At 72.1% G+C, this 14956-nt stretch carries 13 protein-coding genes; 6 read left to right on the top strand and 7 right to left on the bottom strand.

Annotation, left to right across the window (positions count from 1 at the left end):
- Positions 1-11 precede the first annotated feature (11 nt).
- Positions 12-842 (top strand): PaaX family transcriptional regulator C-terminal domain-containing protein, encoded by an 831-nt coding sequence (locus tag ACFY1L_RS03265; protein WP_388817354.1) that lies wholly within the window; start codon positions 12-14, stop codon positions 840-842.
- On the opposite strand, the gene ACFY1L_RS03270 is transcribed toward ACFY1L_RS03265, so the two are convergent.
- From ACFY1L_RS03270 to ACFY1L_RS03285, 4 genes are read right to left on the bottom strand one after another with little or no spacing between them, the layout of a single operon-like run.
- Complete coding sequence (locus ACFY1L_RS03270; RefSeq protein ID WP_388817357.1) at positions 833-1288, bottom strand: MaoC family dehydratase; 456 nt, start codon at positions 1286-1288, stop codon at positions 833-835. The genes ACFY1L_RS03265 and ACFY1L_RS03270 overlap by 10 nt on opposite strands.
- A gap of 23 nt (positions 1289-1311) precedes the next feature.
- Positions 1312-2814 (bottom strand): o-succinylbenzoate--CoA ligase, encoded by a 1503-nt coding sequence (gene menE, locus ACFY1L_RS03275; protein ID WP_388817360.1) that lies wholly within the window; start codon positions 2812-2814, stop codon positions 1312-1314.
- Positions 2815-2824: 10 nt separating this feature from the next.
- The gene (locus ACFY1L_RS03280) at positions 2825-3712 is read right to left on the bottom strand and encodes an amidohydrolase family protein (RefSeq protein ID WP_388817363.1); all 888 of its coding nucleotides are present in this window, start codon (positions 3710-3712) and stop codon (positions 2825-2827) included.
- Between the two features lie 2 nt (positions 3713-3714).
- Positions 3715-4632 carry an SDR family NAD(P)-dependent oxidoreductase gene (locus tag ACFY1L_RS03285; RefSeq protein ID WP_388817366.1) on the bottom strand — a complete coding sequence of 306 codons (918 nt, stop codon included), beginning with the start codon at positions 4630-4632 and terminating at the stop codon, positions 3715-3717.
- A gap of 215 nt (positions 4633-4847) precedes the next feature.
- Between ACFY1L_RS03285 and ACFY1L_RS03290 the strand changes: the two genes are divergently transcribed.
- Positions 4848-5273 carry a MarR family winged helix-turn-helix transcriptional regulator gene (locus tag ACFY1L_RS03290; protein WP_388818910.1) on the top strand — a complete coding sequence of 142 codons (426 nt, stop codon included), beginning with the start codon at positions 4848-4850 and terminating at the stop codon, positions 5271-5273.
- A 19-nt stretch (positions 5274-5292) separates the two neighbouring features.
- Positions 5293-6048, top strand: coding sequence for an IclR family transcriptional regulator (locus ACFY1L_RS03295; RefSeq protein ID WP_388817369.1), 756 nt, complete (start codon positions 5293-5295; stop codon positions 6046-6048).
- Between the two features lie 7 nt (positions 6049-6055).
- Here the strand turns inward: ACFY1L_RS03295 and ACFY1L_RS03300 are convergent, their stop codons facing one another.
- A complete protein-coding gene (locus ACFY1L_RS03300; RefSeq protein ID WP_388817372.1) occupies positions 6056-7330 on the bottom strand; it encodes a lipase family protein in 1275 nt (424 codons plus the stop codon).
- Positions 7331-7526: 196 nt separating this feature from the next.
- On the opposite strand from ACFY1L_RS03300, the gene ACFY1L_RS03305 reads away from it, so the two are divergent.
- Both ACFY1L_RS03305 and ACFY1L_RS03310 read left to right on the top strand, forming a co-directional pair.
- On the top strand, positions 7527-8711 hold the full coding sequence (locus ACFY1L_RS03305; RefSeq protein ID WP_388817376.1) for a sensor histidine kinase: 1185 nt from the start codon (positions 7527-7529) through the stop codon (positions 8709-8711).
- Positions 8708-9376: a response regulator gene (locus tag ACFY1L_RS03310; RefSeq protein ID WP_388817379.1), complete on the top strand. Its 669-nt coding sequence runs from the start codon at positions 8708-8710 to the stop codon at positions 9374-9376. The genes ACFY1L_RS03305 and ACFY1L_RS03310 overlap by 4 nt, the downstream gene beginning before the upstream one ends.
- Here ACFY1L_RS03310 and ACFY1L_RS03315 read toward each other — a convergent pair.
- Positions 9373-9777 (bottom strand): VOC family protein, encoded by a 405-nt coding sequence (locus ACFY1L_RS03315; RefSeq protein WP_388817382.1) that lies wholly within the window; start codon positions 9775-9777, stop codon positions 9373-9375. The two genes, ACFY1L_RS03310 and ACFY1L_RS03315, sit on opposite strands and share 4 nt — an antisense overlap.
- Positions 9778-9985: 208 nt before the next feature.
- Here ACFY1L_RS03315 and ACFY1L_RS03320 point away from each other — a divergent pair, with 208 nt between their 5' ends.
- Positions 9986-12085, top strand: coding sequence for an MMPL family transporter (locus tag ACFY1L_RS03320; RefSeq protein ID WP_388817384.1), 2100 nt, complete (start codon positions 9986-9988; stop codon positions 12083-12085).
- Positions 12086-12159: 74 nt separating this feature from the next.
- Here the strand turns inward: ACFY1L_RS03320 and ACFY1L_RS03325 are convergent, their stop codons facing one another.
- Positions 12160-14829: an FAD/NAD(P)-binding protein gene (locus tag ACFY1L_RS03325; RefSeq protein WP_388817387.1), complete on the bottom strand. Its 2670-nt coding sequence runs from the start codon at positions 14827-14829 to the stop codon at positions 12160-12162.
- Positions 14830-14956: the final 127 nt, after the last annotated feature.

A 14956-nucleotide genomic window follows, 5' to 3' on the forward strand; every position in this document is an offset into this window, starting at 1 on the left:
CGGTGGGCCGCATGACCGGTGAAGAGTCATTGCGGCCCCAGTCCCTTCTGCTCACCTTCCTCGGCGACCAGGTGCTCGGGCGGGACGTCTGCGTGTACTCGGGCAGTGTGATCGACGTCTTCGAGCGCCTCGGGGTCGGCGAGCAGGCGACCCGCTCGACACTGACCCGGATGGTCAACCGCGGGCTGCTGCGCCGGCAGCGCGAGGGCCGCAGGATGTACTTCGGCCTGACCGAGCACTCGACGGCGGTGCTGCGTGACGGCGAACGCCGCATCTGGCACACCGGCGCCGTCAACCGGAACTGGGACGGCACCTGGACCCTGCTCGGCTTCTCCCTCCCGGAGTCCTGGCAGCGCCAGCGCCACGACCTGCGCTCCAAGCTCACCTGGAGCGGTTTCGGTCCGCTGTTCGGCGGCCTGTGGATCGCGCCGGGCGAGGTCGACGTGTCGGAGCTGGTGACCGAGCTCGGGCTCGCCGCCCATGTGAAGGTCTTCCGCGCGCACGCCGACGCCGGCACGGACATCGGCGCGATGATCGAGGAGACCTGGGAGCTGACCGAACTCGCCGCGGGCTACAAGGAGTTCGTACGACGCTGGCAGCCGTGGGAGACACGGCTGCCGGACCCCGACGAGGCGCTCGCGCTGCGGTTGCGCCTGCAGATGGAGTGGCTGCGGATCATCCGCCGCGATCCGCGGCTGCCGGTGCGGCACCTGCCGGACGACTGGCCGGCCGAGCACGCCGAGAAGACGTTCCGGACGGTGCACGACCGGCTCACGCCGCTCGCGCAGGACGCCGCGAAACGCCTTCTCGATGTGGTGCCGGTCCGCGCCGATCAGGCGTAGAAGCGGGACAGGCTCTGCAGTACGGCGGCCGGCTTGGCGCCGCCCTCGATCTCGATGGTGCCGTCGACGGTGATCTGCACTCCGCCCGGCACGTCCTCCACGTCCGCCAGCTTGCCGACCAGGCGGATCTTGGAGCCGGCCTTCACCGGGGAGGGGAAACGGACCTTGTTCAGGCCGTAGTTGACCTTCGTGGTGACGCCCTGGACGTCCAGCAGCTCGGTGAACAGGGGGATGAAGAGGGAGAGGGTGAGGTAGCCGTGGGCGATCGGGGCGCCGAAGGGGCCCTCGGCGGCCTTCTCCGGGTCCACGTGGATCCACTGGTGGTCGCCGGTGGCGTCGGCGAAGGTGTTGATGCGCTCCTGGGTGACCTCTATCCATTCGCTGGTGCCCAGGTCGCTGCCCGCAAGCTTCTTCAGTTCCTCGATGCCGTTGACGGTGACGCTCATGAGTGACCTTTTCCTTGAGGGTGTCAGTTCGTGCCGTAGCGCTTGCGCACGCGGGACTTGAGGAGCTTCCCGGAGGCGGTGCGCGGGAGTTCGTCCGCGAGCACCACCGACTTCGGGATCTTGTACTTGGCGAGGCGTCCGGCCAGCGAGGCCAGCACCTCGTCGGGGTCGACCGAGGCGCCCTCGCGGGGCACGACGACCGCGCGCGGCACCTCACCCCACTTTTCGTCCGGTACGCCGATGACCGCGCACTCGACGATGTCGGGGAGGGAGAGGATCAGGTCCTCGATCTCTGCGGGGTAGATGTTCTCGCCGCCGGAGATGATCATGTCCTTGATGCGGTCGACGATGTGGACGTAACCGTCCTCGTCGACCCGAGCCGCGTCCCCGCTGCGGAACCAGCCGTTGGCGAAGGAGGCGGCCGTCTCCTCGGGCAGTCCCCAGTAGCCGGGCATGACGTGCGGTCCGCGGACCACGACCTCGCCGGTCTCGTCGACGTCGACCGGCGCGAAGTCCGGCCGTACGACGCGAACGTCGCTGAAGAAGTGCGGCACACCCGCCGAACCGGCCTTGCTGACCGCGTGCTCCGCGTCCAGGAACAGCGTGCCGGGGGACGCCTCCGTCATGCCGTAGCCCTGGAGGAAGGTGAGCCCTCGCTCCTGGTAGGCGGCGATGAGCGGTGTCGAGACCGGGGAGCCGCCGCAGGTCAGGATCCTCAACGACGACAGGTCGGCGTCCGGCCAGCGCGGGTGCCGGGCCACCTGCTCGAACATGGTCGGCACGCCGAACATGAAGGTGATCCGGTGCTCTTCGATCAGGTCGAAGGTCGCGTTCGGGTCGAAGGCCTCGACCAGGACGCAGGTGCCGCCCTTCAGCAGCACGGGCAGGGCCAGCATGTTCAGGCCCGCCGTGTGGAACAACGGGGCCGAGACCAGGGCGCGTTCGTCGGCGATCAGGTCGGTGTCGACCAGGACGTTGATCGCGTTCCAGGTCAGGTTGCCGTGCGTGAGCATCGCGCCCTTGGGGCGGCCGGTCGTCCCCGATGTGTACATGATGATGCAGGTGTCGTCGGGGACGACCGGCTCGTCGATGGGGTCGGTCGCCGCGGAGGCCACCGCCTCCTCGTAGTCGGCGCCCACTTCGACGTACGCACGGACGTCGGTGTTGCCGGGCAGACCGGCGACCAGGCCCGTGTGCGAGGGCCCGTAGACGAGGGCCTTCGCGCCCGAGTCGGCGAGCTGGAAGGCGATCTCCGGGCCCGCGAGGCGGGTGTTGAGCGGTACGAAGACCGCGCCGAGCGTGCCCGCGGCGAACAGGGTCTCCAGGTAGGAGGGGTGGTTCGGGCCGAGGTAGGCGATGCGGTCGCCGCGCCTTATGCCCCGGGCGCGCAGGGCGTGGGCGAGGCGGGTGGTTCGGTCGTACAGCTGCGCGTACGTGAGCGGGGTGCCGCCATGGATCAGGGCGGTGCGGTGCGGGGTCTTGCGGGCCCGGCGTGCGGGCCACGACCCCAGTCCCTCATTGCGCATGTCCGGCCCCTTATGGCTTGGTCAGCCCGAGCAGGCGGGCGGCGTTCTCCTTGAGGATCTTCGGCTTGACCTCGTCCTTGATCGGCAGCTTCTCGAAGTCGGCGAGCCAGCGGTCGGGGGTGAGGACGGGGAAGTCGGAGCCGAAGAGGACCTTGTCCTTCAGCAGCGTGTTCGCGTACTGCACGAGCTGCGGCGGGAAGTACTTCGGCGACCAGCCGGACAGGTCGATGTGCACGCCCGGCTTGTGCGTGGCGACGGCGAGGGCCTCGTCCTGCCAGGGGAAGGACGGGTGCGCCAGGATGATCTTCAGGTGCGGGAAGTCGGCGGCCACGTCGTCCACGTGGAGGGGGTTGGAGTACTTCAGGCGGATGCCGCCCCCGCCCGGGACTCCGGCGCCGATGCCCGTCTGGCCCGTGTGGAACAGGGCGATCGTGCCCGTCTCCTCGATCACCTCGTAGAGGTCGTACGCCACCGAGCGGTCGTTGGGGAAGAAGCCCTGGATGCTCGGGTGGAACTTGAAGCCCCGCACCCCGTACTCCTCGACCAGACGGCGGGCCTGCTTCACGCCCGCCCTGCCGCGGAAGGGGTCGATGGAGGCGAAGGGGATGAGGACGTCGGAGTTGGCGGCCGCGGCCTCGGCGACCTCCTCGTTCGGGACGGGCGGGGTGCCGGTCGCGGACTCGGCGTCCACCGTGAAGATCACGGCGGCCATCTTCCGCTCCCGGTAGTAGGCGGCCGTCTCCTGAAGCGTCGGCTTCCGCTTGCCCTCGACCTTGAAGTAGGCGGAGGAGGCGTCGTGCAGGTCGTCGTCCAGGGAGGAGTGGCCCTTGGAGGACACCTCCGCGTGGGTGTGGACGTCGATCGCGACGAGTTCCTCGACGTTGAGGGTCGTCGTCATGGTCAGGCCTCCGGGAACTTCGGGGCGGGGATGCCGACGCTCTGCAGCTCGGCGCCGACCGAGGTGGGGAAGACGTCGGCCAGGGTCTCGGGGCTCCAGCCGCCGTCCGCGTACGCCGTCTTGATCTCCTGCGGATGCGACCAGAGTGCCACCTTGTCGCCGCCGATGCCGATGGCCTGGCCGGTGATGGAGCGGGCGGCCTCGGAGGCCAGGAAGGGGACCAGGGCCGCGCAGTCCTCCGGGGTGCCGAAGCCCTCGCCCTTGCGCAGGAAGTCCGGGAAGGGCTGCCCGTTCTTCAGGGCCTCGACGTACGGCGCGAAGGCCGGGATCGTCTCGGTCATCGCGGTCGCGGCGACCGGCACGATCGCGTTGACGGTGATGTTCGCGCGGCCCAGCTCCATCGACCAGGTGCGGGCGAAGGCGGCGATGCCGGCCTTGGCGGCGGCGTAGTTCGTCTGCCCGAAGTTGCCGCGCTGGCCGGCCGGGGAGCCGACCAGGATCAGGGTGCCGCCCTCGCTCTGCTCGCGCATGCGGACCGCGGCGGCGCGGGCGCAGGTGAAGGTGCCCTTGAGGTGGGTGGTGATCACCGCGTCGAAGTCGTCGTCGGTCATCTTCCACAGCACCTTGTCGCGCAGGATGCCGGCGTTGGTGACCAGGATGTCCAGCCGCCCGAACTCCTCGACGGCCCTGTTGACCAGCCGGTCCGCCGCCTCGGTCGTGCCGACCGGGACGACCTCGGCGACGGCCGTGCCGCCCGCCTCGGTGATGGACTTCACGGCCGCCTCGGCCACGGCCTCGTCGACGTCGTTGACGACCACGGACGCGCCGTGGGCGGCCAGGGCGTGCGCGTAGGCGAGGCCGAGGCCCCGGCCGCTGCCGGTGACGACGGCGACCTTGCCGGAGAGATCGATGCTGGACACGGGTGGGTCCCTTCACGAGCTGATGCGGGTGGTGCGGCTTCGAGATCGAAGCTAAGAGCAATAATTGTTGACGTCAATAGTTGTTGATGACCTACGGGTGAGACATGCTGGAATCTGCACGAAGCACTTCGCCCTCCGGGGCCGAGACCAGGGAGCCCGCCATCACCCGCCAGCACGCCACGAACGCAGCCCGGATCGACGCGGACGAGCCCTGGATGCGCGGGCTGCACGCCGACACGGGCTACCTCCTGTACCGCCTGGGGCTGCGCTCCGGGCAGCTGTTCAACACGTTCCTGCAGGAGTCGGGGCTGCGGCTGCGCCACTACGCGGTGCTGCGCTTCCTCGCCACCTCCGACGGTGCCCTGCAGCGCGAGCTGAGCACCCGGCTCGGCTACGACCCGAGCGCCATCGTCGGCCTGGTCGACGACCTGGAGAAGCTGGGCTTCGCCGAGCGCCGCCCCTCCCCCGACGACCGCCGCAGCCGCATCGTGGTACTCAGCGAGGACGGCCGCGCCTTCCTGCGCGACACCGACGAGGCCGGCCTGCGCGTGACGAACGAACTCCTCGGCCCCTTGGACGCGGCCGAGCGCGAGTCCCTGCACGCCCTGCTGCTGCGCATCGCGGAGGACGGGCTCGGCTGATGGGGGGAGGCACCCGGCGATGACCGTCCGCTCCGCGCCCGACCGGCTGCTGGCCGTGCTCGCCGCGTTCGACCACGAGCACCCGGCGCTGTCCCTGACGGACATCAGCCGCCGGGCCGGACTCACCCTCACCACCGCGCACCGGCTGGTGGGCGCCCTGACCGACTGGGGCGCCCTGGAGCGGGACGACTCCGGCGTCTATCACGTCGGGCTCAGGCTGTGGGAGGTCGCCGCACTCGCGCCGCGCGGCCTCGCGCTGCGGCAGCTCGCGCTGCCGTATCTGGAGGACCTGTACGAGGCGACCCACGAGAACGTGCAGCTGGCAGTACGGGACGGCGGGGAGGTCGTCTACATCGAGTGGATCTCCGGTCGCAGCGCGGTCGGCGTCCACATCCGCGTAGGGGCGCGCTGGCCGCTGCACGCCACCGGGGTCGGACTCGCGCTGCTCGCGCACTCCGACTCGGACCTCCAGGAGGAGTACTGCGCGGGCCCGCTCGCGTCGTTCACGCCGTACACCATCACCGAGCCGGTACGGCTGCGCCGGGTGCTGGCGGACGTGCGGCGCACGGGAGTTGCCGTGAGCAGCCGTCAAGTCACCGACGACGCCCTGTCGGTGGCCGCCCCGGTACGAGGGCCGGGCGGGGCGGTTCTCGCCGCGGTGTCGGTGGTGGTGCCGCAAGCCGACGCGCAGGTACCGGTGCTGGTGCCCGCGGTGCGGCTTGCGGCGCTCGGCATCTCGCGGGCGCTGGGGTGGCGGCCGGCGAAGGTGCCGTAGGGACTGCTCAGCAGTTTCCGCGCATCGGTTTGTCCGCGAACCGGTCGGCCAGCCAGGTCACCGAGTCGCCGATCGACTGCGGGTCGCCGAGGAGATGGTCGCCGGCGTACGACTTCCACTGTGTCGCTATCCCCGCGTCGCAGTACGCCCGGCGCGTGCCCTGGCCGGTCTCGGCGGGGATCACCTCGTCGAAGATGCCGCGGTACTGCAGGACCGGGAAGCCGATCTCGTAGCGGGCGCCGGAACCCGACCGACCCACGCCGACGCCGAGTTTGTTGCCGTCGGCTATCCGGCCCCAGGTGGTGCCGTCGGGGCCGCGCAGGGCGTAGAGCTGGTCGAGGGTCAGCCTGTCCTTGGTGTAGTTCTCGACGCGGGCGCCCGCGAAGCGCGCGACCGTGCCGACCGCGCAGAGCGACTCGGCGTCCTTGACCGCCTTGCGTCCCGTGTCGTTGAGGAGTCCGTCGAACGGCATGTCCGGGTGGGTGACCGACAGACCGATCACCGCGTCCACCAGGAAACCGGCGAACGCCCCGCCGTTGAGCGAGTTGCCGACCTGCTTCAGATCGCCCGGCACACCGCCGGACGCGACGCCCACGACGTGCACTTCGGGTGCGTACGACTTGGCGAGCTGCGCGGCCCACAGGCTCCCCGAACCGCCCTCCGAGTAGCCCCAGATCCCGACCCGTGCTTCCGGGCCGACTCCGCTGCCGGGCAGCCTGGTCGCGGCGCGCACCATGTCGAGCACGGCGTGTCCCGCGTCGGCGCCGGAGACGTACGGGTGGACCTGGCCGTCGAGGTAGCCGGCGCCGTCGGTGGCCGCGACGGCGAAGCCGGCCTTGAGCAGCGCGGCGATGTTCGGTCCCTCGTAGGCGTCCTGGTACTGGCCGGCGAGCTGTTTGGAGAAGGCGCACTGCGGTCCGATGCCGAGGGTGCCGGGCACGAACGCGACGAGCGGCCGCTCGCCCGTGCCCTGCCACGCCTCCCGGGGCACGATCACGGTGCCGGCGGCGGTGTCCTTGCGGCCGTGGCCGTCGGTGGATCCGTACTGCACCTTCCAGGCGTCGACCGGGGTGCCGGTGCCGATCATGGGCAGCGAGTCGACGCGGCGGCAGGCGACGACCTCGCCCGGTGCGGCGCTCGCGGTCGCCGGCGGCCGGTAGATCGCGGCGTCGGCGTCGGTGCACGACCCGCTCGTCCCGGCCGACGCGGTCACGGCCGGCACGGCCAACAGCCCGCCCAGGAGTGCTCCGGCCCCGAGCAGTGCGGCTCTCCTCTTCACCATCACAAAGTCCCTTCTGCACGGTGAGTGGGAGCCGCGAGGTTACGGACGAGTAGGTGAGCACTGATAGTTAAAGGGTGACAAAGCGGGGCCGGTCCGCTGTGCTCCGCTGACTAGCACCGGATATCCCTCTCACCGGCGAGGCAGGTCCCCGGGACGCTCGTGATACTGGAACGGTTCTCTCCTTCAGGAGCCGCCCATGTCCCCGCCGCCCTGGTTCACGCAGGTCGCCGCACGCCTGCGCACGGCGAATCCGTACGTCGTCGACACCGCCCTCGCCGCGCTCGTGCTGTTCGCGGTCTCGCTGCAGTGGCTCTTCCCCGACGAGGGGGACGACCGGCTCACCTGGCAGGGCTGGCTGCTGGGTGCAGCCACGGCGGTGCCGCTGGTGTGGCGGCGGCGGGCGCCGCTCGCGACCGCTTACACCGTGTCGGCGGCCACGCCCGCCATGGCCGTCTACCACGCGCCGCCACCCGACGTGATGTACGGCGGGCTGGTCGTCCTCTACACCATGGCCGCCCGCGGCCTGCCCTGGCAGCGGCGCATGATGCTGGTCGGGTGGGTGATCGGGGTCTCCGTCACCATGCAGCACAAGGAGCACGCCAGGCCCTTCGAGTACGCCTTCCATCTGCTGTGCATCGCCTGCGCCTACGCACTCGGATGGCTCGCCCGCGTCCAGCGGGCCTACACCGCGGAGTTGGAGGACCGGGCCCGGCGCCTGGAGCGGGAGCGGGCCGCGGACACGGCGCGGGCCATCGTCCAGGAACGCGCCCGGATCGCCCGGGACATGCACGACATCCTGGCGCACGCGGTGAGCCTCATGGTCGTCCAGGCGGAGGCCGGTCCCGTGGTCGTGCGCAGTGATCCGGAGCGCGCGGAGGCCTCGTTCGACGCGATCGCGGCGGCCGGGCGCGACGCGATGGCGCAACTGCGGCGCATCCTCGGCGTCCTCAAGGAGGAGCAGCGCAACGGGACTTCACCGCAGCCGGGCGTGGCGGCGCTGCCTGTTCTGGTGCGCCAGGTCGCCGAATCCACCGGTCTGCGCGTGGAGTTGCGTACGACGGGCGAGCCGCGCCCCCTGCCCGCGGACGCCGAGATCGCCGCCTACCGTGTGGTGCAGGAGGCCCTGACCAACACCGTGAAGCATGCGTACGCTTCCTGCGCGACCGTCGAACTCGACTGGGATGAGGACCAATTGACCCTGACGGTGACGGACGACGGACGGGGCCCTACGGCACCGGGCGGCGGGCACGGGCTGATCGGCATCCGGGAGCGGGCCGCCGCGTGCGGGGGCAGCGCGGAGGCCGGGCGCGGACCGGACGGCGGCTTCCGTGTCCTCGTACGCCTGCCCGCGGTGTCCGATCGGCAGGCGGCGCTGGGGTGAGCATCCGGGTGGTCGTCGCCGACGACCAGGAACTGGTCCGCAGCGGCTTCAGCATGATCCTCGAGGCGCAGCAGGACATCGAGGTGGTCGCCGAGGCCGGGGACGGCGCCGAAGCGGTCGCCGCCGTCCAACAGCACACGCCCGACGTGCTGTTGCTCGACATCCGTATGCCGGTGATGGACGGGCTGGAGGCGGCCCGGCGGGTGTGTGCGCAGTCCTGCTGCAAGGTCGTCATGCTGACGACGTTCGACCTGGACGAGTACGTCTACGAAGCGCTGTACGCGGGCGCGAGCGGCTTCCTGCTGAAGGACGTGCGCCGCGACGACCTCGTGCACGCCGTACGGGTCGTCGCGGCCGGCGACTCCCTGCTCGCGCCGACGGTGACCCGGCGGCTGGTCGCGGACATCGTGAAGCGCCGCCGGGAGGAGGCCACCACCGAAGTGACCCCCGAGCGGCTGGACGCCCTGACCGCGCGCGAGGTGGAGACCCTGCGGATGCTGGCCCGCGGGCTGTCGAACGCCGAGATCGCCACGACGCTCTTCGTGAGCGAGCACACCGTCAAGACGCATGTCAGCAACGTGCTGAGCAAGCTGGGCCTGAGGGACCGGGTGCAGGCGGTGATCTGCGCGTACGAGACGGGGCTCGTGACGCCCGGTACCTCCTAGCCGCCGAGTTCCTCGAAGAGGGTCAGCTGGAGGGCTCCCGGGGCCTCCAGGCGGGAGTTCAGGGAGCTCCACGGGGTGCGCGTCGGCTCGGCGAGGACCTCGGCCCCGGCGGCGGCGAGGCGGGCCGTGGCGTCGGTGGAGTCGGCGACCTGGAAGGCGACCCGGATGTGTCCGGCCACCCGGTGGCCCACCTCGACCTCGTCGATGAAGGCGGCGTGGTTCGGGTCGGTGAGCTCCAGGGTGGCCCGGCCCGCCTCCAGGATGGTGACGCGGCCGTCGGGCGAGGAGAACGCGGCGCGCTCGGGCAGGCCGAGGACGTCGCGGTAGAAGCGCAGGGCCTCGTCGTAGTCGGGCGCCGTGACGACGAGACGGAGTTCGCGGACAGCGGGTTCCTCGGACATACGGGCTCCTCCATGATCACGGCTTCCTTGCTCGGTCAACCCGGCAATGGCTCGCAGGATTCCCGCCGCCTCCCTCTCAGGAGTGAGCCGAGCCGCCGCCTCCCCCGCACGACCGAGGCCTGGAAACCGCTCCTTCCGGCGATCCGGCGGCACCCTCCCCGGCACGAGTCTGAGGGCGTTGAGAACCGACGACTCGCCGGGAGGCACCGTGCTCTCCTCACTCGCCCGGACGGCGACCCGCCGCCCGCTGACCGTCATCCTTCTGTGGGTGCTCTTCCTGCTGCTCGGCTTCGGGCTGGGTACGGGCGTCTTCGGGCGGCTCTCCGACAACGTGCCCGAGGTCCCCGGCACCGAGTCGGAGCACGCCGCCGAGTACCTGGACCGCGTCGACCCGACGGGCGAGTCGATCACCGCCGTCGTCGAGGGCGTCGCCGTCTCCGACCCCGGGCTGCGCGGCCAGGTGGAGAAGGCGGTTGCCGACGTACGCCGTATCGCCGGGGTCGCCGCCGTGCCGGACCCGTACAAGACCCGCGGCCTGACCGCCGAGGACGGACGGGCGTTGATCGTCCCGGTCACCCTCAAGGGGGGCCTCGACGACGACGCCGAGGAAAAGGCCGTGGACGCGGCCGCGGACCGCATCAAGCAGATCGACGCACCCGAAGTCCACGTCAGCGGCGGCCCGTTGCTGGGCAAGCAGCTCGGCGAGCGGGCCCAGGAGGACGTGAAGAACGCCGAGTTGATCTCCCTGCCCGTCGTACTCGCCCTGCTGCTCGTCGTGTTCGGCGGGCTGCGCGCGGCAGCGCTGCCGCTGGTGATCGCGGTCAGCGGGATCGCGGGCGCGTTCCTGGCGCTGTTCGGGTTCAGCCAGGTCACCGACATCTCGGTGTACGCGATCCAGGTCACCACCATGCTGGGGCTCGGACTGGCCGTGGACTACGCCCTGTTGATGCTGGTGCGCTTCCGCGAGGAACGGCGGCACACCGCGGACGTCACCGAGGCCGTGCACCGGACGGTCGCCGCGGCCGGGCGGACCGTGCTGTTCTCCGGGCTGACGGTGGCCGTCAGCCTGACCGGACTGCTGGTCTTCCCCAGCGTGTTCCTGCGCAGCATGGGCCTGGCCGTGGCGGCGGTCGTGGTCATCGACATGCTGGCCGCGCTGACACTGCTGCCGGCGCTGCTCGCGAGGTTCGGTGCGAAGATCGCCCCGGCGAGGACCAGGCCGGAGGGCGAGGAGGGCCGCTTCTTCGCCCGCGTCGCCCGCTTCGCGGCCCGCCGCCGTATCGCCGTACTCGCCACCGTCGTACCGGCCCTGCTCGTCCTCGCCCTGCCCGTCACCGGCCTGAAGATCGAGATCGGCGACGCGACGCAACTGCCCTCCAGCACCGAGGCACGGCAGTTGTACGACACGGTCGACGCGCACTTCCCGCCGGGCACCGGCGTCTCCCCGGTCACGGTCGTCGTCAAGCCGGGCACCGATCCGGCGACGGCCGGCCGGATCAGCGCCCTGTCCCCCACGGCCCGGTCCCGTGAACTGCCGGGCGGCACCACGGTCGTTCAGCTGCAGCCCTCGGGCCGGGTGGACGGCAAGGAGGCCACCGACCTGGTCGAGCAGGTACGCGACGTCCGAGGCGCCGAACCGGTCCAGGTCACCGGCCCGGCCGCCCGTCTGGTCGACTTCCGGGCGATGCTCTCCGACCGGGCGCCCTGGGCCGCCGTGACCGTCCTCGCGGGCATCCTCGTCCTCCTGTTCGCGTTCACGGGCTCGCTGCTGATCCCGCTGCGCACGGTCCTGACCACACTGCTCAGCCTGGGCGCCGCGCTCGGCGTGGTGGTGTGGGTCTTCCAGGACGGCCACCTGGCGGGCCTGCTGGGCGCCGAGGGACTGGGCGCGCTGAGCCTGACCGCGCCGCCGCTGATCGTCGCGATCGCCTTCGGACTGGCCATGGACTACGAGCTGTTCATCCTGGCCCGGATGCGTGAGGCGAGGCGGCTGACGGGCGACGACCAGGAAGCCGTGGTCGAGGGCCTGCGCCGCTCGGGCCGCGTGGTCACCTGCGCCGCGCTGCTCCTCGCGGTCGTCTTCGGCGCCTTCATGACGGGCGGGTTCTCCCCGATCCTCCAGATCGGCCTCGGGCTCACCCTCGCAGTGCTGATCGACGCAACGGTCGTACGGATGCTGCTGGTTCCGGCGACGATGACGCTGCTGGGGCGGCGGGCGTGGTGGGCACCGAAGCCGCTGCGGCGGGCGCACGACCGGTTCGGATTGCGTGAAGAGCCCGCGGAACAGCCGGAGTTGACGCACAGCTGACCGCTCACCGGATGGCCGCGGTGCGTCCCCCGACGGGGGTGAGGGACGCACCGCGGCGCTCTGTCGCGTGTTGCTCAGGCCGGCAGGCCCGCCCGAAGGCGGCGGTCCCGTGGGGCCTCCTTGCGGTCCAGGCGGATGTCCAGCAGTCGCCGTGCCGCGTCGCACCTGCCCGCCGCGACCAGGGCGTACAGCAACGTCTCCTCGACGACCTCACGCTGGGCCGCGCTGCCGCCGACCCGGCGCAGGACCGGCAGCAGTGCGTCGAGGCCGTGGGCCGCCTCGTGGAAGCGCTCCTCGACGAGTGCGGCGAAGGCCTCGCAGAGCGGGGCGATGACCTCGCGCTGCACCTCGTCGGCCCCGGCGGCATGGTCGCGCAGTCGGTGCAGGGCCGGCAGGTCCCCCGCGGCGGCGAGCGCGACGGCTGCGTGCAGGGCGGTGAAGGCGGTCGCCGGACGCTCCAGGACGTCCCGCGCGACCGTGTCCAGCACGTCCGCGGCGGGCAGTTCGCCCCGCCAGCTGTCGCTCAGCCGGGCCCGCCACAGCAGCGACCCCGAGTCGACCAGCGCCCGCACCCCGGTCACCACCCGGCCCGGCGCGAGCTGCGCGAACCAGCGCCTGCGCACCGCCGCCGGGTCGTCCAGGGCGAGTTCGTGCAGGGCGATGTGCCAGGAGAAGTGCGCCCGGTGGACCGCGCCGCGCCCCTGCCCGGACACCCACGCATCCAGCCAGTCGCGGCCCGCCTCGTGCGCGCCGGACTCGTAGTGGACGTGCGCGAGCGCGTGCACGGCATGTCCCGAGGAGGGCTCCAGGGCCAGGGCCCGGTGCGCGAGTTCGCCGGCCTCGTGCAGCCGGCCCTGCTCCTGGCGGAGGAAGGCGAGCAGCGAGGTGTGGAACCAGTGCCCGTCGTAGGCGGGAGACGTCCGCTCGACCAGTGTCAGGGCCTGGTCGCCGTCGAGGTCGGTGACGCCGGAGAAGGCGATGGTGGGCACGGCCGCCGCGAGCGCCAGCGCGTCGGCCGGGTGCGCGTCCAGATGTCGTACGAGCGCCTCGTCCCCCGCGTCGTCGTGCACCCGGCGGGTGATCACGTCCACGAAGGAGCGCTCCCGCTCGTCGGCTCGTTCCCGCGCGCTGCGCTGCGCCTCGGCCAGGGCTCGGGGTACGTCGACGGCGGCACCGCACTCGTGGCCGAGCAGGGCGAGCGCCGCATGGCCGAGGGCGAACCCGGGGTCGAGGGCGACCGCACGGGCGAAGGCGTCCTCGGCGCCCGTGCGGACCTTCAGGACCCGGTTCAGGCCGCTGCGGTAGGCCGCGGCCGCCTCGGCGTGGGTGGAGAGCGCGAGGCCGTGGCCGTCGACGGGACGGCGGGAGGGGCGCTGCCTGCGAGTCGGCGGGGCGAGCAACTGCCCTGCCAGTGCGGCGGCTTGGACCCGGATCTCGGGGATCGCCGTCGTCTCCCACAGCTCGCCACGACGCGGGGCGCCCAGGGTGAACAGCGGGCGCTCGGCGCGGCCCTCGGCGTCCAGCAGCCGCCCGTCGCGGGTGGCCACGCCCATGCCGAGCGGGCCGGCGACCGCGGCGCCGGACGCGAACAGCGAACCCCACAGGGGGTCGTCGAGGTGCCGTCCCGGCCCCGTGCAATCGATCACCCAACCGACATGCAGCGTACGGCCGTTGGAGAGGGTGACCACGAGCGAGCCGTCGTGTTCCACCGCATCCGTCACCGTGCCCGTGTGCACGCCGAGCCGTCGTGCCGTGCGGGCCCGGGAGACCCACTCGGCGGTCGCGGGCGCCATGCGGTGGCGGTGGGTGTTCCACAACGTGCCCTCGCGGGCGAGGAATTCGGCGCGGTCCTCGGGGGTGAGGCTGTGCCACAGGCGGGCGGTGTGCGGGCGCAGGCTGTCGAGAGCGGGCCGCCAGTCGCCGTGGGTGCGCACGGAGCGGCTGATGTGGCGGTAGACGCTGCGGCGCAGGCGGCCCAGGGAGATGTCGTCGAGGTCCTCCGGCGGGCTCATCGGGCCGGCCGGGGTGAGCGCGTGCGGCTGGGGCAGCAGGCCGCTGCGGGACAGGGCATGCATCGTACGGCCGGGGCGGTCGAGGGTCAGGGCGAGGTCGACGGCCGTGAGGCCGGTGCCGACGAGGAGGACGTCGGCGGTGTCGGCGAGGGGGCCGTCCAAGGCGCCGATGGTCCAGGGTGCGGCGACGAAGCGGGCGGCGGCGCGCAGGGCGGGCGGGGCCCAGGTCGCGGAGGGAGCCGCCGGCCCGGTGGCCAGGACCGCGCTGTCGGCGGTGAGGTGCCCCCCGTCGGCGAGACGGAGGTCCACCCGGCCGTCGGGCGTGCCGGCACAGCTCTCGGCCCGGGTGCGCAGCCGTCGTACACGAACCGTCCCCTGGGCCCGGACGACGGCCTGCGCGAGGGTGTCGGCGAGGTAGGCGCCGAAGCGGTAGCGGGTGGCGAAGTCCGCGCCGGTGACCGCGGGTTCGCCGTGCCGGCACAGCCAGCGGGTGAAGTGGTCCGGCTCGTCCGGGTAGCAACTCATCCCGCCCGCGGGCACGTTGAGGCGGTGCCGTGGGTCGCGCGTGGCGTACGCGGTGCCGCGGCCCGCCTCCGGTGCCGGGTCGATCAGGACCAGCTCGAGCGGTGTCCGGCGGCGCGTGGCCGTCTCGCAGAGCTGGACGGCGGTCAGCGTGCCCGCCGCGCCCGCTCCGACGACGGCCACGGTGTGCGGCTCGCGGACTTCGGTCACGTATACCTCCGGCGGTGGTCGGTCGTTGCTCGTTCCCCACTATTCCGACCGGGAAGATGGGAAAGCCATACACGTGGCACGTACCTCACCCGATACTCAGCCCCGGTCGGGCCGCTCATACTCTGTT

Source organism: Streptomyces sp. NPDC001663, from assembly GCF_042893105.1.
GTDB lineage: Bacteria > Actinomycetota > Actinomycetes > Streptomycetales > Streptomycetaceae > Streptomyces.

Bases quoted from the DNA above. Each gene is read 5' to 3' on its own strand.
- ACFY1L_RS03315 (WP_388817382.1), bottom strand. From the start codon at position 9,777: ATGTCCGAGGAACCCGCTGTCCGCGAACTCCGTCTCGTCGTCACGGCG.
- ACFY1L_RS03295 (WP_388817369.1), top strand. From the start codon at position 5,293: ATGACCGTCCGCTCCGCGCCCGACCGGCTGCTGGCCGTGCTCGCCGCG.
- ACFY1L_RS03270 (WP_388817357.1), bottom strand. From the start codon at position 1,288: ATGAGCGTCACCGTCAACGGCATCGAGGAACTGAAGAAGCTTGCGGGC.
- ACFY1L_RS03265 (WP_388817354.1), top strand. From the start codon at position 12: ATGACCGGTGAAGAGTCATTGCGGCCCCAGTCCCTTCTGCTCACCTTC.
- menE (WP_388817360.1), bottom strand. From the start codon at position 2,814: ATGCGCAATGAGGGACTGGGGTCGTGGCCCGCACGCCGGGCCCGCAAG.
- ACFY1L_RS03305 (WP_388817376.1), top strand. From the start codon at position 7,527: ATGTCCCCGCCGCCCTGGTTCACGCAGGTCGCCGCACGCCTGCGCACG.
- ACFY1L_RS03290 (WP_388818910.1), top strand. From the start codon at position 4,848: ATGCGCGGGCTGCACGCCGACACGGGCTACCTCCTGTACCGCCTGGGG.
- ACFY1L_RS03300 (WP_388817372.1), bottom strand. From the start codon at position 7,330: ATGGTGAAGAGGAGAGCCGCACTGCTCGGGGCCGGAGCACTCCTGGGC.
- ACFY1L_RS03280 (WP_388817363.1), bottom strand. From the start codon at position 3,712: ATGACGACGACCCTCAACGTCGAGGAACTCGTCGCGATCGACGTCCAC.